A 22331-nucleotide genomic window follows, 5' to 3' on the forward strand; every position below is an offset into this window, starting at 1 on the left:
GGATTGGTTACTGGGTAATGGGTACTGGGGATTGAGGATTGGGGATTAGGTACTGGGGATTGGGGATTGGGTACTGGGATTAATAAACTTTTTCCTAGTCGCCAGTCCCCAGTCGCCAGTCCCCATTTAAGAATGTAGCTTCACTGAGGGAATAGATTTGCTTTCACCTTTGGAGTTCCAACTGCGGCGTGCGGCTTCGACAAATTGACTGACGCGAATTGGGTCAATTGGTTGCTCAATTCGACCATGACGTTTCAGGGAACTGGAAACAATTACACCATCCGCTGCCTGCATCAGTGTATCAATATTTTCCCAATTGGCTCCACTACCAATAAACACTGGCGTGTCACCTGCTGCACCACAAGCTAATTCCAAGTCTTCTAAGTTAGGTGGACTACCAGTAGCCCAGCCGGACAAAATCACCCCATCTGCCAAACCTCTTTCAATTGTGTCTTTCACAGCAACTGTGAGATTTGGGGAACTTAAGGGACGGGCGTGCTTTACTAAAACATCGGCTAGAATTTTGACATCAGTCCCCAACTCGCGACGATAACGGAGTAATTGATGGGCTTCTCCCTCAATTAATCCTTGGTCAGTTGCCATCACTCCCGTGAGGACATTGACGCGGATGAATTGCGCGCGCACGCAACTAGCGATCGCCAATGCACTTTTGGCGTCGTTTCGCAAAACATTTAAGCCCACAGGCAAAGTCACCAAATTCTGTATCCGCTGCACCACTATGGTCATGGCACTGACTACCGCTGGATCAACTTGGTTTTTGGTAAACGGCGCGTCGAAAAAATTCTCCACAATCATGCCGTCAACCCCTCCACTTGCTAGGGCTGTGGCTTCTTGTTCGGCGCGGTCAATCACCGCTTTTAGGCTACCTCCCCATCGGGGCGAGGTAGGCAGCGGTAGCAGGTGAACCACGCCAATAATCGGTGAGTGAGTTTTAAATAATTGATATAAGTCCACGTCTTTAATCCGCTTGGCGGAGTCCATAATCAAAAGTCAACAGTCAAAAGTCCACAGTGCATGATTTCTTTGACCATTGAACGCCACTTGACGCCAGTCCGCTCAAGTGGGGAGACCTCTTCGGGTGACGCTCTCTGCGAAACCGGAGGCGTTAGCGGAGCTTTCGCTTTAGCGATACGCAAGCTCGCTAACGCCAGTTGCTCCACTTGGGGAGACCCCTACAGCCCTTCTCCTAAAGGAGACGCTAAAAGCGAACGGGCATCCTACGGCAGGCGCTAGCCTCTCCCTTTGGGAGAAGACCGCAGTGGCTCCGGAGGGAAACCCTCCCGCAGCACTGGACTCACCGCCCACACGGCTGGCTCCTCCACTTGGGGAAACCCCCTGGCGCTAGCCTCTCCCTTTGGGAGAAGATCCTTCGGGTGACGCTCCTGCGTCGCTAACGCTGACGCTAAAACCAGTTGCCTGCGGAGGGAAACCCTCCCACAGCGCTGGTTCACCGCAGTGGCTCCCCTTGACCCTTGACTTTTAATTAACTAGTCAAATGTGTTTTATGATGTTCGGTTTACTGCCTCCATCTTAGGATGGAAATTAGCATCAAACCTCTCATAAGATATGTTAAGATAAAATCTGGCTACAAGAGGAGTTTGCCACTCACAAGACGCAAGGCAGCTTTCCGTGGTTTAGGCGTCTTGCCCACGCATTAAAGTCGTAGGGCCAGCCTGATTGCCAGGGTATCTTTACTGCTTTATAGGCGTAGTCGCAAGCGCGATTTCCCTGAGGGTAGCGACTTCTCACAACAAGCCCTTTGGGCGGCTTCCCGATGGGTAGATTAACAACGCACACGCTGCGGTAATGTAAAATACCAACAGGCGAATTGTTAAAAAACTTTACCAGTGTCAAATGTACCCAAAGACACTTCAATTCACCCTGGGGAACAGATTGATAAAAATATCATAACATGACCTCTATTTTTACTAATTAATAGGGTCATTAGTCCACGAACAGTTGCTGACAGTGGGAATCTGCCACTGCACTGTTCTCATGAGGATGCTAAAAGCAATCATGGCAAAGCTAGTGCTTAAATGTTTGACAACCAGAAAAAAAGCGAAGATTTTTTCAAAATATGGGTGATAAGCCAACAATTGCAATTTCTCACCTTGGCTGCGAGAAAAATCGAATCGATACAGAACATATGCTAGGGCTGCTGGTAGAAGCAGGCTACGGTGTAGATACAAATGAAGAGTTAGCAGATTACGTTATTGTTAATACTTGTAGTTTTATCGAAGCAGCAAGAGTTGAATCTGTCAAAACTTTGGTGGAATTGGCAGAGGCAAACAAAAAAATCGTAATCACTGGCTGTATGGCACAACACTTCCAATCACAATTGTTGGAAGAGTTGCCAGAGGCAGTAGCAGTAGTAGGTACAGGCGATTATCACAAAATTGTAAATGTAATTGAGCGGGCTGAACAAGGTGAACGGGTTAAACAGGTTAGTATCGAACCAACCTATATAGCTGATGAGACTACACCGCGCTATCGCACTACAACCGAAGGCGTAGCTTACCTACGAGTAGCCGAAGGCTGTGATTATCGTTGTGCGTTTTGTATTATTCCGCATCTGCGAGGCAATCAGCGATCGCGTACTATTGCATCGATTGTTGCCGAAGCCGAGCAGTTAGTTAGTCAAGGCGTACAAGAAATAATTCTGATTTCTCAAATCACGACTAATTACGGTTTAGATATTTACGGGAAGCCAAAATTAGCCGAATTACTTCGCGCTTTGGGAAAAGTAGATGTACGTTGGATCAGAATGCACTACGCTTATCCCACTGGGTTAACCCCAGATGTGATAGCAGCAATCCAAGAAACACCAAACGTCTTGCCTTATCTGGATTTGCCCTTGCAACATTCTCATCCAGAAATTCTTCGCGCCATGAACCGTCCCTGGCAAGGACGTGTAAATGATGGAATTATAGAAGGCATAAAAAAAGCCATACCATCAGCGGTACTCCGGACAACATTTATTGTTGGCTTTCCAGGAGAAACAAGCGAGCATTTCGAGCATCTACTACAGTTTGTTAGGCGGCATGAGTTTGATCATGTTGGTGTCTTTACTTTTTCAGCTGAGGAAGGAACCCCTGCTTACAAGCTACCGAATCAGTTGCCCCAAGAAGTGATGGATGATCGCCGATACCAACTGATGGAACTCCAGCAACCGATTTCCCAAAAGAAAAATCAACAAGAAGTGGGCAAAATTGTTGATGTCCTGATTGAGCAAGAAAATCCTGAAAGTGGTGAATTAATCGGTCGCTCAGGGAGATTTTCCCCAGAGGTAGATGGTCAAGTATATGTCAAAGGCGAAGCAAGATTAGGCGCGATCGCCTCAGTAGCGATCCACCACGCTGATGCATATGACCTCTATGGTCAAGTTGTCAATAACTGAATCGTCATTTGTCCTTTGTCATTTGTCTTTTGTTTAAAATTAGTAACTATCAACTAATGACTAATGACCAATAACTAATGACTAATCCAAAATCCTTACATAAAATCCAGGAGATTTGATGAATCTTTCGTTTCAAGAATTAGGAATTTCACAAGAACGCGTCGAGCAATTAGAAAAAATTGGCTTTACCACACCAACTAATATCCAAGTCCAAGCAATTCCCCAACTGTTGGCAGGTCGTGATGTGGTGGGTCAATCCCAAACTGGAACTGGTAAAACAGCAGCATTTTCACTGCCAATTTTAGAGCGGCTGGATATTAATCAAAAAGCTGTACAAGCCTTGGTTTTAACACCAACTCGTGAATTAGCAATGCAAGTTCACGATGCTATTGACCAGTTTATCGGCAACGAAGGATTGCGAGTATTAGCAATCTACGGTGGTCAATCAATTGACCGCCAAATTTTACAACTCAAACGTGGCGTTCACATGGTTGTGGGTACGCCAGGACGAGTTATAGACTTGCTAGATCGAGGCTGTTTGAAGCTCGATCAGGTGAAGTGGTTTGTGTTAGATGAAGCCGATGAAATGTTGAGCATGGGCTTTATCGATGATGTAATAAAAATTCTTTCCCAAGCACCACAAGACCGCCAAACTGCTTTATTCTCGGCAACAATGCCACCATCAATTCGTCAATTGGTGAACAAGTTTTTGCGATCGCCTGCGACAGTTACAGTCGAGCAGCCAAAAGCCGCACCGAATAAAATCAATCAGGTGGCTTACTTGATACCCCGCCACTGGACAAAAGCTAAAGCTTTACAACCGATTCTGGAAATGGAAGATCCAGAAACAGCTTTAATCTTTGTCCGTACCAGACGGACAGCCGCAGAACTCACCAGTCAACTGCAAGCTGCTGGTCACAGTGTCGATGAATACCACGGTGATTTGTCCCAGCAAGCACGGGAACGGTTGTTGAGCCGATTCCGCAATCGTCAGGTGCGCTGGGTAGTAGCAACTGATATTGCAGCACGCGGATTAGATGTCGATCAATTGTCTCATGTGATCAACTACGACTTACCCGATAGCGTGGAAACCTATGTCCACCGCATTGGTCGTACTGGTCGAGCTGGTAAAGAAGGAACAGCAATCTCTTTAGTGCAGTCCTTTGAGCGGCGTAAGCAGCAGACATTTGAACGCCATAATCGCCAAAATTGGCAATTGCTGACGATTCCGACACGCGCACAGATTGAAGCCCGACACATCCTGAAATTGCAAGAACTAGTGGGAGAAGCTTTAACAGGCGAACGTCTGGCTTCATTCTTGCCGATAGTCAGCGAGCTGATTGAAAAATACGATGCTCAGGCGATCGCAGCGGCGGCATTGCAAATCGCTTACGATCAAACCCGTCCTGCTTGGTTGCAATCAGATGTAGAGATTCCCTCAGAAGAAGCTGCTACTCCTAAACCCAAGCTGATGAAGCGTCGCGAGTCTAGTGGCGATCGTACTCGTTCTTCTTGGAGTAAACCAGATACTACTATTAGCGAAGACGACAGACGTGGCACACCTAAGCCCAAGCTGCGGACAAGTCGTCGTGATGCTTCGGTGTCACCTGCTAATCAAAAGCTGGGTTCACACACAGCTAGAGAATCAGCTTCATAGTCAGTTGTGAATACTGTGTTGGTGAGCCAGCACGGTCTTCTCCCTTGGTGGGCTTTGCGCTCACCCAAAGGGTTATGAGTCATTTGTCTTTAGTGAGAACCAAAGACAAATGACTCATAATTTTTGGTTAATTGAATAAAGAGGTTGCATTGCAACGTCTCTACAACCAAGGACGGCTAGCTTTTTCTAGCTCCTGAATTTCATCGTCGTTCAATCTCCAACCCAAAGCGCCAGCATTTTGCCGTACCTGTTCGGCTGTTTTCACGCCAGCAATCGGAATGACGTTCCCCTGTGCTATTAACCAGTTGAGAGCAACTTGGGCTGGGGTGCGATCGTATTTTTCCCCTAGGTCGCGTAGCAAAGATGTGACTGGGGCAATTTTTTGTAAGCCTTCTTGACTAAATCGCGGGTCTATCCTTCTAGCACCGCTAGGAGTTGGGCTGTTAGCAGTGGTGTATTTGCCTGTGAGTAATCCCTGAGCTAAAGGACTATATGCCAAAATTGTTATACCCAACTCGCGGGCAGTTGCGAGAATTCCTTGGCTTTCTATTTGACGTGTAAGTAAAGAGTAGCGTACTTGGTTCACAGCCAAAGGCACTCCACGGGCTGCCAAGATTTGGTGTGCTTCTCGCATTTGATCTGCTGAGTAATTACTTACCCCGACTGCGCCAATTCTGCCCCGCTTCACTTCATCTGCAAGGGCATTCATTAGCGTTTGTTGGCTCAAAAAGAAAGCGAAAGGCCAATGCACTTGATACAAAGCTATTCGCTCTAATTGTAGGCGTTTGAGGCTTTCTGTTAAAGCATCAGAGACAGATTGACCTGTAAATCGCCACGGTAGAGGGCCAAATTTGGTGGCAATTTGTACAGGTTCTTGTGTCTTTTGCAGGAATTGCCCCAAAAATTCCTCGCTTTTTCCCATTCCATAAATTTCTGCTGTGTCGAAGAAGGTAACACCAGCCTGTAGCGCTGCTGTAAAAGCTTCTTGCAACTGTTCTGGGCCGTAGCCATCGCCATAATTCCAAAAAAGTTTATCACCCCAAGCCCAAGTGCCAATGCACAAAGGTGTAACAACTGGGCCATTTTGACCCAATGTGATGTTTTCCACGGTTGCAAAATTTAGCTTATTTACATTTCTTTACTTTTATAGTGTATCGTTACAGACAAAATTAGGTGTGGGGAACTTGATCTAGTCTTTTGAAGGATCTTCCCAGTGCGATCGCTATTTTTTAGCTAGTTATTGGTCAATATTTTGATAAGTCTTTGTTCAAACTTTTTGACTGACACAAAAGGATTATGCCGTCTATACTTCGTACAAATGTGCTTTACTCTCTTGATTTTAAAATGAATGTAGTAGAGTAACACGAGCAATTAGCGTTTCAACAGGCAACTTGAAAAGACTCAAGATAACTATAAAGACAGCTTGATGTATCAGCGTATTGAGACAAGTCAGAAATTATCGTCTTCTTTGATAAATGTAGTATAACGTTCACCTTTCGAGTGAAATATGGATAATTACCATTATTAGCTTCTTTCATGAGTTTTTGAAGAAAATAAAATAAAAACTCAATCTCAAACTTACCTCTAAAACTCTTTTGTCGAATGTTGGATTGTAGCTCAAATATTTTAATATCTAGTTCCTTTTGAGGAATAATAGGTACATTTGGAAACATCTCATATAAATCATTAATCGTATATTTTACTATAATTTTATCTAAGTCAATATGCACAAAGCGCAATACACTAAGCCTCGAAATGTTTAACCTACTAGACTGCTCTTTTTGACAAGCTATCCATGCATTTAGCAATTCGACTGCGTTATGAAAATCTTCTTGTAGTTTCGTATAAAGAGAAATGCATCTTTGAAAATTTTCATCTGACTCGGTTAGCTTAAATTCAGTTCTCAAAATTTCAGAAAAGCATTGAACTGATGTATAGAAGTTTTCTACTGAGTAACAAGGTGTTTCATATATCCTACTCAAACTAGTTTCTTTTATTGATATATCAAAAAGTGAGTATTTTGACAGTAAACAGCTTCTTAAGCATAGCCAATAACTGCTTACTAAGCGTAATGCTCTGCTGAAAACTCGTTACGTAGCCCTATTTTCTGCTTCAAGAGTAACTTAAGGCGTTATTGTACAAATAAAAAGAAGTACCCGTGGCAAAGTTGAGACACAAGAAAAGATTGGCAAAGTTGAGACACAAGAAAAGATTGGCAAAATTATCTCAATTAATGTTGAAACAGGAGATTACGAAATTGGTGATGATTTAGTCGAAACAAGTCTCCGAGTACTACCCAAGCAAACCGATGCAGCACTTTGGGGAGAAAAAACTGTTTTTGATGCCGTTTTATAGATATAAAATGTCCATTCTATGTGCCTGACTGTGCAGCAATCTGGACAGCTTCTATATCAACATTGAGGTGTTGAGCAATCTGCTCCACACTCATCCCTGTTTTTAGTAACAAAGGCACGGTAAGTTTCAACATTTCAGCTTTCTGTTCTTCTCGACCTTCTTCCCGACCTTCGGCTTTCGCTTCCTGATAAACCCTTGTTTGCTCCAAAGTCAGTCCTAGCATAGCTTCAACTTCCTCTCTACTCAACGAAGAAAACTTATAAACGGCGATTGTGGTTATGATGTCCAGTATTTCGTTTTTCGGCAGTGTGTCCGTTTCTTCTAATTTTACCCGCTCAATCAATTGCTTTGCTTGCTCTGCCATCACTTCATCCGATGCTAGAGTCAACTGCATCAAGTTGATAAGTAGGTAGGTGCCAAAAAAGTCAGCTATGTTAAGATATGTAAAGACTGATAATGCATCTACAAGGTAGTTGGTGTATGGGTGCGCGTTTAAGGGTATTTCTGACTCCTGAGCAAGACCAAACTTTACTAAATCTGAGAAAACAGGATGTACCACAGAAAGTCAAAGACAGGGCGGAAATAATCAGGCTAAATGCACATGGTTGGTATGTAGAGAAGATAGCAGATCACTTTGATTGTCACAAAAAAACAGTCACAAAAGTTTTGCATCAATGGCAAAAACTGGGCACAGAAGGGCTTTGGGAATCTCCTGGGCGAGGGGGGAAACCAAAGTGGCTTGAGGATGACATGATATTTTTAGAAGAATGCCTCAGAAACGAGCCACGCACATACAATAGTTCTCAGTTAGCTTTGAAGTTGAAAACAGAACGCAACGTTGAGATGAGTGCCGACAGATTAAGACGGGTACTCAAAAAAAGGGGGTCGATTGGAAACGGACAAGGAAAAGCCATAAAGGAAAACAAGACCCAGTAGCACGAGCAAACAAGCAAGCAGACCTAGACATGTTGGAATTAGCTGCTGCCACTGGTGAAATAGACCTGAAATACCTAGACGAGTCAGGGTTCTGTATGTGGAGCGAACCTAGTTATACATATTACTTTAGAGGTGAGCAAAAACGGTTAGAACAGACTAAACGCCGTGGTCGCAGATTAAGTATTATCGGGCTTCTCCAACCTTTAATCAGTTTTGTTTACGGTTTAGTTATCGGTGGTGTTGACCGTAAATCTTATATAGAAATGATGGAGAAAGAAGCCAAACAAGCCCAAGAAACTGGACGTATCAGCGTGATTGTGCAAGATAACGGGCCAATACATCGCTGCCAAGAAGTTCAACAATTGTGGAAAAAATGGGAAAGTCAGGGTTTGTACATCTTTTTTCTCCCGAAATATTGCTCAGAAATGAATCCAATTGAATTGGAATGGCAACATCTCAAGAAAGATGAGTTATCCGGGCAAGCATTTGATGATGAGCTAGATCTCGCTTACGCCGTCATCAATGGTGTTCAAGCTAGAGGAAAAAAAAACAATCACAACACACATCGTGTAAAATTTAGCTCTAGATTATCAACTTAAGATTTTGTTACATAGTAGAAAATTTCGGTGCCTACCTACTTACCTATTGGCTGCTGATTAGTCGCGCCTAACTCATCTAAATAGATTCGCTGCACTTGGTCGCTGTTGAGAAATATTCGATGAGTTTTTTGATCCCTTGGTTCTAGAGAGCGTGATGAAAAAATTACCACACAGAACCAGTCATCGTACTGAGAACGATTCCGGTTCAGGTACATCAGCGACTCGGTAAAGAACCGATGGTAGAGGGCTTCATCCTTTTGGAATTGAACTTCAGCAAAAAAGATCACCTTAGATATTGCATCCTCTGGAGGTAAAAACACACCATCCATGCGAAAAGCGGTTTCTTTGACTTCAACTGATTCAAATCGATAGTTTTGCCTTTGCAGAGGAGGATTATCAACCAGTTCAAAGAGTAACCCAGGAAAGCGCTTAAAAATTTGATAGTAAATGGAGTCTCGTTTCACTACTTCATCCTAAAATTCTCTCGTTATCCGTAGGCGTAGCCCGTCGTAGACATCGCGGATTACGACCAAGCCATAAAGATTAATCCTAACTTGGCTGAAGCTTATGCTAATCAAGGTGTATAACTCCTTGTCAAATAACTGTGATCGCATCGCAACTTCCACTTTTCGTTCACTGATTTGGAGCGGGTAGGGTTTATCTTTATTTAAAGAGAGAGAGATTAAATCCTAATAAACCATACGAAAAAGTAGCTATGGCAAGCGGTGAACTATTTGATACCGAAACAAAATCCCTATCTGTGCCGAAAGTCAATCTGCTAACCATGTTTCGGCTGAGTTTATTTCAAATGGGTTTGGCTATGATGTCCATTTTGACTCTGGGGGTACTCAACAGAGTCATGATTCAGGAAATAGCAATTCCGGCGACGCTGGTATCTGTAGTCCTAGCACTACCTTTATTTGTTTCTCCTTCCCGCGTCTGGTTTGGTCAGATTTCCGATGCTAAACCGCTATGGGGTTCCCACCGCACAGCTTATGTTTGGGTGGGAGCAGCAGTATTTGCGATCGCCTCATTTTTAGCTGTACAAGTGATATGGCAACTAAATATTGCAGCTAGTAATCCTGGTGGCTGGGCATGGACAGCTCAAACAATTGGCTGGATAGCACTTCTGTCGCTGATTTTCGCTGTATACGGGCTAGGAATTTGTGCTAGCAGTACCGCCTTTGCTGCTTTATTAGTAGATATATCTGAAGAAGACAACCGTTCTAAAGTCGTCGGCGTTGTTTGGTCGATGTTGATGGTGGGGATTATTGTTGGGGCAATTATCAGTTCCAAGTTGCTAACACCAGATGCAACAGCAGCAACTTTACAGGCTTCCGTCAACAGATTATTTATTATTGTTCCAGCAATTGTATTTGGGTTGGCATTCGTTGCGACAATAGGCGTAGAAAAAAAGTACTCCCAATACTTAACCCGTTCCACAGTAGCGAACCGAGAAGATAGCATCACTTTGGGCAATGCTTGGGCAATCTTGACAGCTAGTCCGCAAACGGGTTTATTTTTCACCTTTTTACTGGTGATGACTGTTAGCTTGTTTATGCAAGACCCAATTTTAGAACCTTACGCGGGTCAAGTGTTTAAAATGCCCTTGGCTGAAAGCACTAAATTGAATGCTTTTTACGGAATAGGTATATTAATCGCCTACGGTGTGACTGGCTTTTTCGTTGTGCCACGTTTGGGTAAGCGCAGAACTGCACGCTTGGGCTGTGTTTTGGTAGCATTTGCAGCCGGATTGCTAGCTTTATCGGGATTTTCTGCTAATCCAGCCTTCCTGAAACTAGGTTTAGTCTTATTCGGTTTAGCCGCAGGTTTCTTAACTACAGCAGCAATTAGTTTAATGTTGGATCTCACAGCAGCAGAAGCCGCAGGTACATTTATTGGCGCATGGGGATTAGCGCAGTCTATCTCCAGGGGAGTGGCAGTAGTTATAGGCGGAACTATATTAGATGTGGGTCGTAAGCTACTACCCAATCTGGTGCTAGCTTATGGACTAGTATTTGCCCTAGAAGCTGTGGGGATGGTGCTGTCGATTTGGTTTCTCAATCGAGTCAATGTAGTGGAATTTCAAACAAGCACCAAACAAGCGATCGCTTCTGTTTTAGAAAGTGATCTAGACTAAATTGGCAATTTCATCAGCCAAAACCTGAATCTACCTATCTTGGCTCAGGGGAGCCTTTATGTAAGAATTAATGAGTGATTTTTGGACAACAATTCTTGATTTTGCCCAAACTACCACTACCAGAGTGGGAAAGCAATTAATGCAGGATTTTGGGCAAGTGCAGGCTTTACAAAAAGCTGATGGCAGTTTAGTAACGAAAGCAGATAAATGGGCAGATCAGGAAATTCGGGATGCGATCGCTTCTCATTTTTCTGGTTACGGAATTTTGACTGAAGAGAGCGATCAGTCTTTTCCTGGTACAGAATGGTGCTGGGTAATTGACCCATTAGATGGTACAACCAACTTTACCCGTGGTATTCCCATCTGGTCAATTTCTCTAGGTTTACTGTATCAAGGCACACCCATCTTTGGTTATGTTTACTTACCAACACTAGATCAAGCTTTTCATGGTTTCTGGGCTGGTTCATCTGGGTTAACAGTGCCAACCGGAGCATTTCTCAATCATCATCCCATCCACGCCAGTGTTGATAATCCCAGCAACAATCACTTTTTTAACCTCTGTTCTCGCAGCACTGGAGTGATTCAAAACGGCTTTCCCTGCAAAATTCGAATGCTGGGTGTAGCTAGCTATAACTTTCTCACAGTTGCTACTGGAGCTACTTTAGGTGGAATTGAGGCGACACCAAAAGTTTGGGACTTAGCAGGGGCTTGGGTAATTGTCCAAGCTGCTGGCGGCGTTTGGAAATCGCTTAAGTCAGACCCGTTTCCATTATTAGCAGGAGAAGATTATAGCGATCGCTCTTTTCCCACCCTTGTAGTTAGTCGCCCAGAATTGCTGCAAACTTTTACACCCTATCTCAAAAATGTAAAAATTTAATCTGCTGCTCTGCTGCTGGGAAACAGTTATTTTGTCAACCAGCTTGATGAGTAGTAGTTTAAACTACATTAAACTGAATAAAACCGCAATATAACAAGCGGTTTAGTATAAATAAAAGTTGCATCATCCTGATTTGAGTGCGAAATCAGTGTAGTTACTCATTTACATAGTGTTGTAACTTGCATAACACTGGTTAACTTAGTATAAACAATTTTATGTTGGCTAATTTAGATATAATTCGAGAGTTTGTACAAAAATCTATCCAGAAAAAAGAAATTCTATTAGCAAACTCTTCTTTGACAGCGCAAACAGTATATAAAACTAATCAACTGTCAGCAAAAACTGAAGGCATAATTGCCACAGCCCAACTATCTAATGCACAATCCGAATTCTTGATTCTTGCCACCTCATCCCATTGGGAATTGATAAATCAGACATTAGCAGAATACAATTATCTCCTCAAAGGAGAAATAAATAGTCGTGGTTTCTATCAATATCAATACTGTCAAGTTCCCAAGGGTTACCAGATGCAGTGTACTAAATCTGTCATGCTATGGCGAGCTTGGTGGAAATATCGTAAGTATGCTTTACGCCCAGGAATCCCATTGGAACTTTTGATCAGGACACGGGATTCATGGTATCCAATTAGAGATTTAATGATTAGTGATGGGCTTCTCTATATAAAAACTTTAGGAAGTGAGATAGCACTTAGCTCAGAGGATTTAGTTACTTGGTTAAGCAAAGTTGAGGTAAGTTCTCCAAAATAAAGGAGAATCGGGCATGAAGGAGATGGGAAGACATACAGAGGAGCAGAGGAAGAAATAGCTGATTTCTAGCTCCTAACTTCTGATGATTGTCTCCTACACTGAGATAAATGACTTTTGCGAGGGGTTTGATGAAAGGACTCTGGCTTGAAAACAAGCAATTACAACTACGTACAGACATTCCTATTCCAGAACCACCACCGGGAGAAGCCTTGGTACGTGTCCTACGTGCGGGTATCTGTAACACTGACTTGGAACTACTCAGAGGCTACTATCCCTATACTGGTATTTTAGGTCATGAATTTGTGGGTGTTGTCGAACAAGGGCCAGAACATCTAATTAACCAACGTGTAGTTGGCGAAATTAATGCTGTTTGCGGGTATTGTCGCTTTTGTCGCAGTGGACAACCGACTCACTGTGAAAATCGCACTGTTCTTGGGATAGTCAACCGCCACGGAGCCTTTGCGGAGTATCTCTGTTTACCAGACAAAAACTTGCATCCTGTACCTGATAATGTGCCGACAGAAGTAGCAACTTTTACCGAACCTTTAGCAGCAGCTCTAGAAATTCAGCAGCAAGTACCGTTGCATCCAGGTAACCAAGTGCTTGTGATTGGAGATGGCAAATTAGGGCAATTAGTAGCGCAGACATTAGCCTTAACTGGCTGCGAAATCTTGGCTGTAGGGCGTCATCCAGAGAAACTCGCTCACTTAGAAGCAAGAGGTATTAAAACGAGTCTAGCCGATGGTGTAATAGATAGAGCCTTTGATGTAGCAGTAGAGTGTACTGGCAATCCAGAAGGATTTGCGATCGCCCGCCGTGCCTTGCGTTCTCGTGGCACGCTAGTACTTAAAAGTACCTATGCTGGTAATCTCAGCTTAGATGCTTCCTCCTTGGTGGTAGACGAAATTACTCTCATTGGCTCTCGTTGCGGCCCCTTTCCCCCTGCACTTCAACTGCTAGCCACAGGACAAGTAGACGTACAGCCTTTGATTCATGTCAGCTACTCGCTCATTGAAGGTCTTGCAGCTTTTGAACAAGCTCAAAGTCGGGGAGTTTTAAAGGTTTTATTAGAGATTAGTTAGCAGTCAGAAGTCAGGGATAGTTGACAGTTGACAGTTGACAGGAGTCGGGAGTCAGAAGATGAAAACCTTTCTTCCTATGCCCCACGCCCTATCCCCAGCGCCCCATTACCTAATACCAATAAGGATTTGTCTTAGGCTGATAGTCAATACAATTGATAGCTTCTTCTGTATTTGCACTGGAGGGGTGTACGGTACATTTGAGACGGTAATCGTCAGTGAAAAATTGGCAGTTAGTACAGGGAATTTGATGCATTTGCTTGGCTGTGGTAACAGTATCTCGCGCCGTCGTCCATAGACTCAAAACAACGAGAATAACTACAGTCCAAGCAACAATAAAGGAAATAGGGACTATTAAAGGTTGAATCCCATGAATAAGGAAAGATATTAATTCCAGCACGGTATATCCTGATATTTAATTAGGAGGTAAAAGTATATTAACTCCTAACTCCTAACTCTTAACTTCTCACTACAGAAGTATAAATTTAGTAGTGTCTGGTTAATGCTAAATTATGAGCCTGAAGATTCCAAACTTTTCTGTTCAAGAATAAGTAACAATTAGAAAAATCTTCAAGCAGTTAGCACTATTTTGTTAAATGCCAGCATGACCCAATGCTAAGCCAGCGACGAGCATTCCTAGAACAAGGAATGGTTGAGCGCTGGCTTGATACTTAACGTCATTCTTCACAGGATCACGCAGAAAATACATATCCTGCAAAGTGATTTGTGGAATGATTAAGAGTACTAGTATTGCTGCATACAAATTCTCATGAATACTAACGAGATATGCAGCAATCAATCCTTGAAATAAATCAATTGTCACTACACAAATCCATGCTGCGGTGGTGATCCCGAACATGACTGGTAATGACTTTAATCCTAACTGGCGATCACCTTCTACACTCTTAAAGTCATTGACAATGGCAATTCCTAATCCAGCTAGGCTGTAGAACATTGTCAGGATCACAATTGTAGAACTTAAATCACCAAACAAAGCGTGTCCTGTACACCAAGGCAGGGTGATATAGCTTGCGCCCAAAGCATAGCTCCCCAGCCAGCCGTTTTGCTTAAGTTTTAAGGGAGGTGCAGAATAAATATAGGCAATGAAAGAGCCGATAATGGCGATTGATGTAATTGTGGGAAATTCATGACCAGCCCACACATCTAGCCCAAATGCCAGAGCAATACCAGCAATAAGTAATACCCAAATTTGAGTAATTACCTGTGGTAGAGAAATTGCTCCAGAAGGAATAGGGCGATAGGGTTCATTGATGGCATCGATTTCGCGATCATAGTAATCATTGAGAATTTGGGTGTAACCCGTCATCAATGGCCCAGCAAGCAGCATACAGGTAGCTACCTTCAAGACATTTTCCAATGTCCAGGTATAGTTACCAGAAGAAGCCGCACCGCAGACCACACCCCAAATGAGGGGAATCCAGGTGATGGGCTTCATCAGTTGCAAACGAATTTTCCAAACTGAAGTTTCTCCAGGTGCTGCGCCTTTCATCCCTAGCAGTTGCCTAGTTTTAGCACTGCGATCGGTTATGGCTGTCACTTCCTCACCGGGATTAATTGCTTCTGAGTCTAATGCCTCAGCTTGGTTTGAGTTTGGGGTAATAGGAGTCGATTCTGACATAAGTTTTACTTATGAAAAGGCCGTTAGTAGTGCTGAGTGCTGAGTTCTGAGTGCTGAGTTCTGTTAGCGGAAGCGGGGCGTTTAGCCCGTGCTGAGTTCTGAGTTCTGTGAGCGGAAGCGGGGCGTTTAGCCCGTGCTGAGTTCTGAGTCAAGAGTCAAAAGTCAAGAGTAAGTTATTTCTCCCATGCTCCCCTGCCCCCCTGCTCCCTCCTCCCTCATCTCCCCAGTCACCAGTCACCAATCCCCAGCCCCCAATACCCATAACTTAAAATGAAATTATCAAATAACCATTTTGAAACTTTGCTCCCGTAATGGCTCTGCCACTTAAGGACGGCGGTAAGGAAATATTCCGTCGCTGGTCTCCTGCTTCTACAGTAACTTCTGGCCCATATTGGGTGAGTTTTACCTGCTTCTTGTCAAATCCTGGCAAGAATAACCGTACTTGACGACTTTGGATATCAATTTCAATTGGCTTAGGGGCCTGTAAAGCTTGCTCTGCAAAGTTGGGTAGAGCATCTATCAGCTGTTGCCAATCACCTATTGGTGTGTCAGGAACAACGTTAACAGGTAGAGGAGTAAATTCCTCTGATAGGTTGGCGTTGGCTTCTGAAGATACCAAGATAACGCCGCCAATACTTAGACCGACTTGTTGAGCGCTACCCCATAAATAACGGGTATTTGCTACATCAATCGGGTCTTGTGTAGTAACTAAGAAGGCAGCAATGCGATTGGGGTCAGCAAGAGCAGCTTTACCCTTTTCTAGAAAATTGTTTGCTTGATTAGTAGGTTGGGCAAAGTTATCTGCCGTCCAATTTACATTAAAGAAAGTACCAATCAGCGGTTGAATTAAGGGGGATTCCGTAATTGTTTTACCCAGATCGGAATTGACAAATAATTGTCGGAATCGCCTGAGATACCAACTTAGAGACTCTGGCAGTCCGAAAGTTCGCAAAGTTGAGGCATCACCCGTGCCATCGTAGATAATTACGTCATATTTGCCACTGGCATCATATTCGCGGATAGCATTCAGAGCCAGGGCGCTGTCCATTCCTGGCAATACTACTAATTCTTGACCATAAACCTCTTTAAATATTGGGGTGCGGAGATATTGCGCCTCAAGTTTTTTCACTTCTTCCCAGTTGCGTTCTAGCAGAACAGATGCCTGAAACTGCACAACTTGCAAGTTGGGAGCGATTTCTTTCGGGTCGGGAGCAATGGCTGTACCCAACAGGATTTGAAATGTTGGTTCCGGATGTCCTGCTAGGAGTACGCGTTTACCTTGGCTTGCCAATAATTTGGCGGCGGCGATCGCAATTTTGGTACGAGCAATGCCGCCTTTGCCCAAAAATGTCAATATTAGGGTCATTACTTGATTCCTATTTTCACCGCCGATCTTCTCAATCCCAACTTAGCATTCAATAAATACTCTCAGCTTACGCTTTGAATTTCACTTTGCGATCAGCCGCCCTCTGGGCAACTACAGTAACGCCTTAGAGTGAATGCATGAGGCTGAAAAACTCTGAGTTGTTTTCTCGTTACTATACAGCCTTAATTTCATCTTCAAAAAACCAAGTGGAATAATTATCGTCAAATAGCACCACTACACCAATACCGCCACCATCGGTGACTTTATAGCCTTGGATAATGCCTACTTGTCCTAGCTTTTTCGCAATTGGGGGAGATACGCGATCGCGTAAACGAAAGACTTTAACCTTCTGTCCGATTTCCATGCCTGATTACAATGCAATAAACCAAGTCTCAGTTTAGCTGAATCCGTGACTTTTCTGTCACAGTCAAAATAATGTCTTCCTTTGCGAAGGGGTAATTTTTGAAGACTACGTTTTTTGTGGTGCAAGTATTGTCTTTACCAACGTTAAAACACTCCGTTGGGAGTTCCCACGTAATACTAGTAATAATTACTTAAAAACCTTAGTTAGGGACTTCCAGTTTACAAAACATCCTATTGTAGGGGCGCAAGGGCTTGCGCTCCTACAAATGTACAAATAATTTTGGATAATTTATTTTTTGAAAGTTCCTTAAACGATGAAGTAGTAGTGGGGCGAATGCGGCTATTGTTTTTAGTATGACCTTAAACGAGTATGCCTTTGTTACTGACGATGCTTTAGTCGCTGTATGTAGCATTTTATACTATTGTTATAGTAGTCCTGGGAAAAATTATTAGGTTGGATGAGTGCTTACAATGATGTGCTTTGACAAAAGTAAATATGCGGCAAATCCAGTTAGCGATATGTTGTAAGTTAGGTACTAAGTTTACCAGTTTGACCAGAACTCGATTATAAAAATGTTGAACGTGTTGTAGAAGCTATTAGACAAACCATTAGCTTTAGAAGCTAAGAATATATAGCAAGTAAGCAATAAATAAAAAAATTAATTTTCGTAGTTTGATAGTTCTAATTTTTATGGAGTATAACCGTTGCAATTTATTAGGTTTGTATTGAATTTCAAAGCACTGTTCATCAAAAAAAGTTTTGTGATACGCTAATGCAGCAAAGTGTGTTCCAAGTAAGATACAATGCGCGAATAACTTGCCTGTGCTGTGTGGCGGTGTGTCAGGATGAAGCTTTCGGTTAAAGATAATTTAAAGTGGTTAGAAGTGCGGCGCTATTGGGAATTGCTGCACGTGTTAGTAGCGCGGAATCTCAAAGTGCGTTACCGAGGTTCATTCTTAGGGATTTATTGGTCGCTGTTGAACCCGTTAATCATGACAGGGTTATACTCGGCAATTTTTGGGACGACTTTTGCGTCATATTATGGCAACTCAATTCCGAACTATGTGTTGGCAGCATTTACTGGGCTGGTGGTAATCAACTTTTTCTCAGCTACTACGTCACAGGCCTTGAGTAGTGTAGTTGCTAATGGTTCACTTTTAAATAAAATTCGTTTGCCAGTTAGCATTTTTCCTGTCTCAATGATTGCAGCGAATGTATTTCAGTTTGTAGCCGGGGTGCTGCCATTACTTGCAGTCATAGCTTTAATTAATTCTAAAAGCTTAGTGAATGTTTTAGCATTACTATTTCCATTTATAGCGTTAGTCCTAGTTTGTACAGGAGTTGGGTTTTTAGTAAGTGCTTTATACATATTTTTTAGAGACTTACCTTATTTTTATGAGTTAATTGTCTCTGTAATTTGGCTCAGTAGCCCTATATTTTATCCAGCAGCTATTGTGCCACCACAGGTAAAGCAGTTTTTAGGCTTAAATCCGTTATCACCAATTATTGAAAGTCTGCGTCAGATTACATTATCAGGAGCGCAACCAGATTTAAATTTAATTTGGGGAGCCTTGCTTAGTGGTCTGATAATTTTGTCTTTAGGATGGACTTGTTTTCATTTGTGGCGTTCTCATTTTATGGATTTGTTATAGATGGAAGTAATTCGTCTAGATCAAGTTTCGCTGTGGCGAAGGACTCAAGAAGAGTTTTCTTATGATCTCAAGAAAACAGTTTTGTCAATTTTCGAAGGTAAATATCGCCAGCCTGCAAAAAAGTTGGTACTTGATAAAATCAATTTGGTAATAAATTCAGGTGAGAAATTAGGAATTGTTGGGGCCAATGGTTCAGGAAAGTCAACACTGCTAAAGGTGATTTGTGGAATTTTACAGCCGACAAGTGGTGGTGTAAGAGTGCGTGGTCATATTGCACCCTTGATTGAACTCGGAGCAGGGTTTGATGCAGAAATTTCAGTCATGGATAATATTCAACTGTATGGTGTGCTGCTAGGATTTTCTAGAGCAGAGATGAGAGAGAGGGCGCAATCAATTTTGGAGTTTGCAGAATTACAAGATTATGCACTAGTACCAGTAAAAGGCTTATCTTCTGGGATGGTGGCACGTTTGGGATTTTCTATTGCCACCGATGTACAGCCAGATATTTTAATTCTAGATGAGGTATTATCCGTAGGAGATGAAAGTTTTAAGAATAAATGTAAGCAAAGAATTGATAAATTTTGGGATAACAATGTGACTATTTTAGTTGTATCTCATGATTTAAAATTTATTCAAGATTCTTGCCAAAAATCAATATGGTTAGATAAAGGTAAAATTCAATTAACTGGGAGTGCAGATGAGGTTGTAAATCAATACTTAAACTCTGTAGATAAGTAAAAAATAGATAACTTACATTCCTTTCTTTCATTCTAAATGTGACTTAATATTGTGTAATTCAGAAGAGACTAAGAAGAAAATCATAAAATAAATACAAGGGCGGTAATTTTGATGAAGATAAACTATTTGTATTCAGAAACTCTGTACCTTAAAATTGGTTTAATGTATATCTGGATAAAGGAGATTTGGAATTAAGAAACATAGCTATAATTTATAATCATCCACCCGTAGAAATTTTAGAGGCGATAGATATATCTTAAAAAACCCCAATACTAGATTGAAAAGTTTTTTAAAAGCCTTTTAAGTCCAATTTATCCTACAAATCTTATTAATGTTTTAATAACAGATAACCAATCGACAGATAATACAGTTCTTCTATGTAATTCAATAGACCTCTTGCATAAATCAAAAATAAAGAACCCCACCCCGCATTTGCTGACGCAAACGCTCCCCTCCCCTTACCAAGGGGAGGGGTTGGGGGTGGGGTGTTAAGGACTTTTGCAAGAGGTATAATAATTGAAAATTATTCAAGAATTTAGCTATTTAATAAGTCTGGAAAAGTATATAAATATATTTATGTTGTTAATCTGATTAATTAGGCTTGTTTGCTATGCATTAATTTTGATTGTAATCAAACCTGAAGTAGCATTTGGGAAACTTGCCTATGTGTTAATTTATCTGAGGCGGTGTCTCTTGACTCGCCGTTAAGTGTTAACTTCACCACTTTAATGCATCAAGTCATAGTAAATCTGTCTGTAGCCAATACCAGACCAACAGGTATAACAACCTACGCTAATAATTTGTTTCCTTACCTTCAATCTTTGAATCCGACATTACTGAGTTCCCAACAAATTACTAACTATACCTGCTACTCAATCCCTGCAAACTTAACACCAGACCAAGGTACAAAAGGCCATTTACGCCGCCTTTTTTGGACGCAATTTCAACTACCACAAATCTATAAAAGTCTTAAATCTAGCCTTTTATTTTCTCCACTTCCAGAAGCGCCTCTCTATACCAAATGTCGTTTTGCCGTCATGGTTCACGACTTTATCCCATTGCGCTTTCCTAAACGTTTCTCACCACTGACACCCTATCATCGCTACTATGTTCCTCAAGTTATAAAGCAAGCACAACATATTATCTGTAACTCTCACGCCACAGCTAAAGACATTATTGACTTTTACCAAATTTCAGCTAGCAAAATTACGCCTATTCCCCTCGCCCACGATCGCAATCACTTTCGTTTTCTCAACCTACCTACCCGCAACTACTTTCTCTACATTGGCCGCCAAGACCCTTACAAAAACTTACACCGACTTATAGCCGCCTTTGCTGCACTACCAAATAGTAGTGATTATGAATTGTGGTTAGCAGGGCCGATTGATCCGCGTTATACGCCAGTTTTACAAGCGCAAGTTGAGGAATTGGGTGTAACTCATCAGGTGAAGTTTTTGGATTATATTGCTTACTGCGAATTGCCAGCGATAATTAATCAAGCGATCGCTCTCGTCTTCCCTAGTCTCTGGGAAGGATTTGGTTTCCCCGTCCTCGAAGCAATGGCTTGCGGTACACCAGTTATTACCTCCAACCTCTCCTCCCTTCCAGAAGTGGCTGGTGACTCAGCGATTCTCATCAATCCTTACAACACCAACGAAATTACAGAGGCAATGCAAACAATTGCCATTGATTTAACATTGCGATCGCACCTTTCTAGTCAAGGTATCACTCGTTCCCAAAAATTCAGTTGGGAAAAAACAGGAAAAGCTACCGTCGAAGTTTTATCCCGCTACCTGTAATGATTAGGAGGATGAAGGAGCAGAGAGTAGAAAGAGAATAACTACTCACAAATCTGACTCTTGTACAGACGCGTAGACGCTCGAAGAGCGGCTTCTCGTAAGAGTATAATCGCGTCTCTACTCTTAACTCTTGTACAGACACGATTAATCGCGTCTCTGCTCTTGACTCCTAATTATTTTGCCTTTTGACTTTTTAAAACTCCTATTTCTTGTTGTATTGGTAAGACATCTAAAATATCAGTCTGGGAACAATATTTGAGGTCTTCTTGACATTCAAGGCGCAACAGTCGTTTGCCGTGACTAGCTTGGTAAAACAATCCCAGTAAATTATCTTGCCACTGAGAGTAAAGAGCGTTCGCACTAATTACTTCATCGTTACCAGCTATTTCCTCTGGTGATAATTTGGTTTGCTGTAGGAGGCTTTGGACGATCGCACCTGCACAAACTGTATCTTCTAGAGAAAAAGAGCCTTCCCAACCTGAACCAACAATCCATATTGTCTCTGGTTGCTTTTCCAAGATATACTGCACCACTGCTGCTCGGTTGATCAAAGCTGCGGCTATTACACTTTGAGAATCTTGTACCCGTTGTAAAGCACGCGTGCCATTCGTGGTACTGATAAACAAGCGCCGTCCTTGCACTAATTCTGGTGTACAGTCGAGGGGAGAATTGCCTAACTCAAAGCCAGGTACTTTCCCGCCGCCGCGTTCTCCAGCTCGCAACCGCTTTTCTTGCGGCCATTTTTCGCTAACTTCAATAAGTTGATCTAAATCGCTAAAGACTTGCACAGCTTCGCCTCCAGCTGCCAAAACAGTAGCTATTGTGCTAGTAGCTCGCAAAACATCAACAGCGATCGCACATTCAGGTGCTTCATCCGTTGGAGTCAATTCCGGAGTGTGGTATACAAATAGCTTCACGCGCTGGATACACCTGCTCTAATACTAT

Annotated in this window: 19 protein-coding genes and 2 pseudogenes; 11 read left to right on the plus strand and 10 right to left on the minus strand. The window is 42.4% G+C overall.

All coding sequences use genetic code 11. The annotated features are described in order from the left end of the window. Window positions 1-126 precede the first annotated feature (126 nt). Window positions 127-975: a photosystem I biogenesis protein BtpA gene (locus tag WKK05_RS27165; protein ID WP_341531208.1), complete on the minus strand. Its 849-nt coding sequence runs from the start codon at window positions 973-975 to the stop codon at window positions 127-129. A 60-nt stretch (window positions 976-1035) separates the two neighbouring features. Here WKK05_RS27165 and WKK05_RS27170 point away from each other — a divergent pair, with 60 nt between their 5' ends. The 3 genes from WKK05_RS27170 to WKK05_RS27180 all read left to right on the plus strand — a co-directional run bounded on the left by WKK05_RS27170 (window position 1036) and on the right by WKK05_RS27180 (window position 5075). Next, window positions 1036-1254, plus strand: a complete 219-nt coding sequence (locus WKK05_RS27170; protein WP_341526143.1) for a hypothetical protein — start codon at window positions 1036-1038, stop codon at window positions 1252-1254. An 844-nt stretch (window positions 1255-2098) separates the two neighbouring features. Next, window positions 2099-3418: a 30S ribosomal protein S12 methylthiotransferase RimO gene (gene rimO, locus WKK05_RS27175; protein ID WP_341526144.1), complete on the plus strand. Its 1320-nt coding sequence runs from the start codon at window positions 2099-2101 to the stop codon at window positions 3416-3418. A gap of 118 nt (window positions 3419-3536) precedes the next feature. After that, entirely contained in the window at window positions 3537-5075 is a 1539-nt protein-coding gene (locus WKK05_RS27180) for a DEAD/DEAH box helicase (RefSeq protein WP_341526145.1), read from the plus strand. A gap of 160 nt (window positions 5076-5235) precedes the next feature. Here WKK05_RS27180 and WKK05_RS27185 read toward each other — a convergent pair whose 3' ends face one another. The 3 genes and pseudogenes from WKK05_RS27185 to WKK05_RS27195 form a co-directional block, all read right to left on the minus strand. Then, complete coding sequence (locus WKK05_RS27185) at window positions 5236-6183, minus strand: aldo/keto reductase (RefSeq protein WP_341526146.1); 948 nt, start codon at window positions 6181-6183, stop codon at window positions 5236-5238. Window positions 6184-6454: 271 nt separating this feature from the next. Further along, on the minus strand, window positions 6455-7102 hold the full coding sequence (locus WKK05_RS27190; protein ID WP_341531209.1) for a DUF4435 domain-containing protein: 648 nt from the start codon (window positions 7100-7102) through the stop codon (window positions 6455-6457). 344 nt (window positions 7103-7446) lie between these two features. Beyond that, window positions 7447-7833: pseudogene (locus WKK05_RS27195) on the minus strand (DUF2887 domain-containing protein); the annotation flags it as partial. 77 nt (window positions 7834-7910) lie between these two features. Here WKK05_RS27195 and WKK05_RS27200 point away from each other — a divergent pair. Next, a protein-coding gene (locus WKK05_RS27200) for an IS630 family transposase (RefSeq protein ID WP_341525019.1) occupies window positions 7911-8965 on the plus strand; the annotation gives its coding sequence in 2 pieces (ribosomal slippage) (window positions 7911-8303 and window positions 8306-8965; 1053 coding nt in all). A 41-nt stretch (window positions 8966-9006) separates the two neighbouring features. Here WKK05_RS27200 and WKK05_RS27205 read toward each other — a convergent pair. After that, window positions 9007-9429 (minus strand): annotated as a pseudogene (locus WKK05_RS27205) (Rpn family recombination-promoting nuclease/putative transposase); the annotation flags it as partial. A 251-nt stretch (window positions 9430-9680) separates the two neighbouring features. Between WKK05_RS27205 and WKK05_RS27210 the strand changes: the two are divergent. The 4 genes from WKK05_RS27210 (at window position 9681) to WKK05_RS27225 (ending at window position 13831) form a co-directional block, all read left to right on the plus strand. Beyond that, window positions 9681-11105, plus strand: a complete 1425-nt coding sequence (locus WKK05_RS27210) for a BCD family MFS transporter (RefSeq protein ID WP_341526147.1) — start codon at window positions 9681-9683, stop codon at window positions 11103-11105. Window positions 11106-11175: 70 nt separating this feature from the next. Next, window positions 11176-11982: an inositol monophosphatase family protein gene (locus WKK05_RS27215; RefSeq protein WP_341526148.1), complete on the plus strand. Its 807-nt coding sequence runs from the start codon at window positions 11176-11178 to the stop codon at window positions 11980-11982. Window positions 11983-12197: 215 nt separating this feature from the next. Continuing rightward, entirely contained in the window at window positions 12198-12749 is a 552-nt protein-coding gene (locus tag WKK05_RS27220; protein ID WP_341526149.1) for a hypothetical protein, read from the plus strand. Between the two features lie 128 nt (window positions 12750-12877). Beyond that, window positions 12878-13831 (plus strand): alcohol dehydrogenase catalytic domain-containing protein, encoded by a 954-nt coding sequence (locus WKK05_RS27225; RefSeq protein WP_341526150.1) that lies wholly within the window; start codon window positions 12878-12880, stop codon window positions 13829-13831. Between the two features lie 109 nt (window positions 13832-13940). On the opposite strand, the gene WKK05_RS27230 is transcribed toward WKK05_RS27225, so the two are convergent. The 4 genes from WKK05_RS27230 to WKK05_RS27245 form a co-directional block, all read right to left on the minus strand. Next, window positions 13941-14228: a hypothetical protein gene (locus tag WKK05_RS27230; RefSeq protein WP_341526151.1), complete on the minus strand. Its 288-nt coding sequence runs from the start codon at window positions 14226-14228 to the stop codon at window positions 13941-13943. A 192-nt stretch (window positions 14229-14420) separates the two neighbouring features. Next, window positions 14421-15467 carry a chlorophyll synthase ChlG gene (gene chlG / locus WKK05_RS27235; RefSeq protein ID WP_341526152.1) on the minus strand — a complete coding sequence of 349 codons (1047 nt, stop codon included), beginning with the start codon at window positions 15465-15467 and terminating at the stop codon, window positions 14421-14423. A 265-nt stretch (window positions 15468-15732) separates the two neighbouring features. Then, the gene (locus tag WKK05_RS27240; RefSeq protein WP_341526153.1) at window positions 15733-16833 is read right to left on the minus strand and encodes an ArsA family ATPase; all 1101 of its coding nucleotides are present in this window, start codon (window positions 16831-16833) and stop codon (window positions 15733-15735) included. 172 nt (window positions 16834-17005) lie between these two features. Continuing rightward, a complete protein-coding gene (locus WKK05_RS27245; RefSeq protein ID WP_341526154.1) occupies window positions 17006-17197 on the minus strand; it encodes a DUF2862 domain-containing protein in 192 nt (63 codons plus the stop codon). An 845-nt stretch (window positions 17198-18042) separates the two neighbouring features. On the opposite strand from WKK05_RS27245, the gene WKK05_RS27250 reads away from it, so the two are divergent. The 3 genes from WKK05_RS27250 to WKK05_RS27260 all read left to right on the plus strand — a co-directional run bounded on the left by WKK05_RS27250 (window position 18043) and on the right by WKK05_RS27260 (window position 21386). Then, window positions 18043-18849, plus strand: coding sequence for an ABC transporter permease (locus WKK05_RS27250; protein WP_341526155.1), 807 nt, complete (start codon window positions 18043-18045; stop codon window positions 18847-18849). Continuing rightward, window positions 18850-19587, plus strand: a complete 738-nt coding sequence (locus WKK05_RS27255) for an ABC transporter ATP-binding protein (RefSeq protein WP_341526156.1) — start codon at window positions 18850-18852, stop codon at window positions 19585-19587. It begins immediately after the preceding gene. 728 nt (window positions 19588-20315) lie between these two features. Then, complete coding sequence (locus tag WKK05_RS27260; RefSeq protein ID WP_341531210.1) at window positions 20316-21386, plus strand: glycosyltransferase family 1 protein; 1071 nt, start codon at window positions 20316-20318, stop codon at window positions 21384-21386. Between the two features lie 173 nt (window positions 21387-21559). Here the strand turns inward: WKK05_RS27260 and WKK05_RS27265 are convergent, their stop codons facing one another. Further along, window positions 21560-22303, minus strand: coding sequence for a 2-phosphosulfolactate phosphatase family protein (locus tag WKK05_RS27265; protein ID WP_341526157.1), 744 nt, complete (start codon window positions 22301-22303; stop codon window positions 21560-21562). Window positions 22304-22331 lie beyond the last annotated feature (28 nt).

It is taken from the genome of Nostoc sp. UHCC 0302 (genome assembly GCF_038096175.1).
In the GTDB taxonomy this organism is placed as follows: domain Bacteria; phylum Cyanobacteriota; class Cyanobacteriia; order Cyanobacteriales; family Nostocaceae; genus UHCC-0302.

Excerpts from the sequence above, each read along its gene's own strand:
- WKK05_RS27170 (WP_341526143.1), top strand. The coding sequence starts at position 1,036 with ATGATTTCTTTGACCATTGAACGCCACTTGACGCCAGTCCGCTCAAGT.
- rimO (WP_341526144.1), top strand. The coding sequence starts at position 2,099 with ATGGGTGATAAGCCAACAATTGCAATTTCTCACCTTGGCTGCGAGAAA.
- WKK05_RS27180 (WP_341526145.1), top strand. The coding sequence starts at position 3,537 with ATGAATCTTTCGTTTCAAGAATTAGGAATTTCACAAGAACGCGTCGAG.
- WKK05_RS27210 (WP_341526147.1), top strand. The coding sequence starts at position 9,681 with ATGGCAAGCGGTGAACTATTTGATACCGAAACAAAATCCCTATCTGTG.
- WKK05_RS27215 (WP_341526148.1), top strand. The coding sequence starts at position 11,176 with ATGAGTGATTTTTGGACAACAATTCTTGATTTTGCCCAAACTACCACT.
- WKK05_RS27220 (WP_341526149.1), top strand. The coding sequence starts at position 12,198 with ATGTTGGCTAATTTAGATATAATTCGAGAGTTTGTACAAAAATCTATC.
- WKK05_RS27225 (WP_341526150.1), top strand. The coding sequence starts at position 12,878 with ATGAAAGGACTCTGGCTTGAAAACAAGCAATTACAACTACGTACAGAC.
- chlG (WP_341526152.1), bottom strand. The coding sequence starts at position 15,467 with ATGTCAGAATCGACTCCTATTACCCCAAACTCAAACCAAGCTGAGGCA.
- WKK05_RS27240 (WP_341526153.1), bottom strand. The coding sequence starts at position 16,833 with ATGACCCTAATATTGACATTTTTGGGCAAAGGCGGCATTGCTCGTACC.
- WKK05_RS27245 (WP_341526154.1), bottom strand. The coding sequence starts at position 17,197 with ATGGAAATCGGACAGAAGGTTAAAGTCTTTCGTTTACGCGATCGCGTA.
- WKK05_RS27250 (WP_341526155.1), top strand. The coding sequence starts at position 18,043 with ATGAAGCTTTCGGTTAAAGATAATTTAAAGTGGTTAGAAGTGCGGCGC.
- WKK05_RS27255 (WP_341526156.1), top strand. The coding sequence starts at position 18,850 with ATGGAAGTAATTCGTCTAGATCAAGTTTCGCTGTGGCGAAGGACTCAA.
- WKK05_RS27260 (WP_341531210.1), top strand. The coding sequence starts at position 20,316 with ATGCATCAAGTCATAGTAAATCTGTCTGTAGCCAATACCAGACCAACA.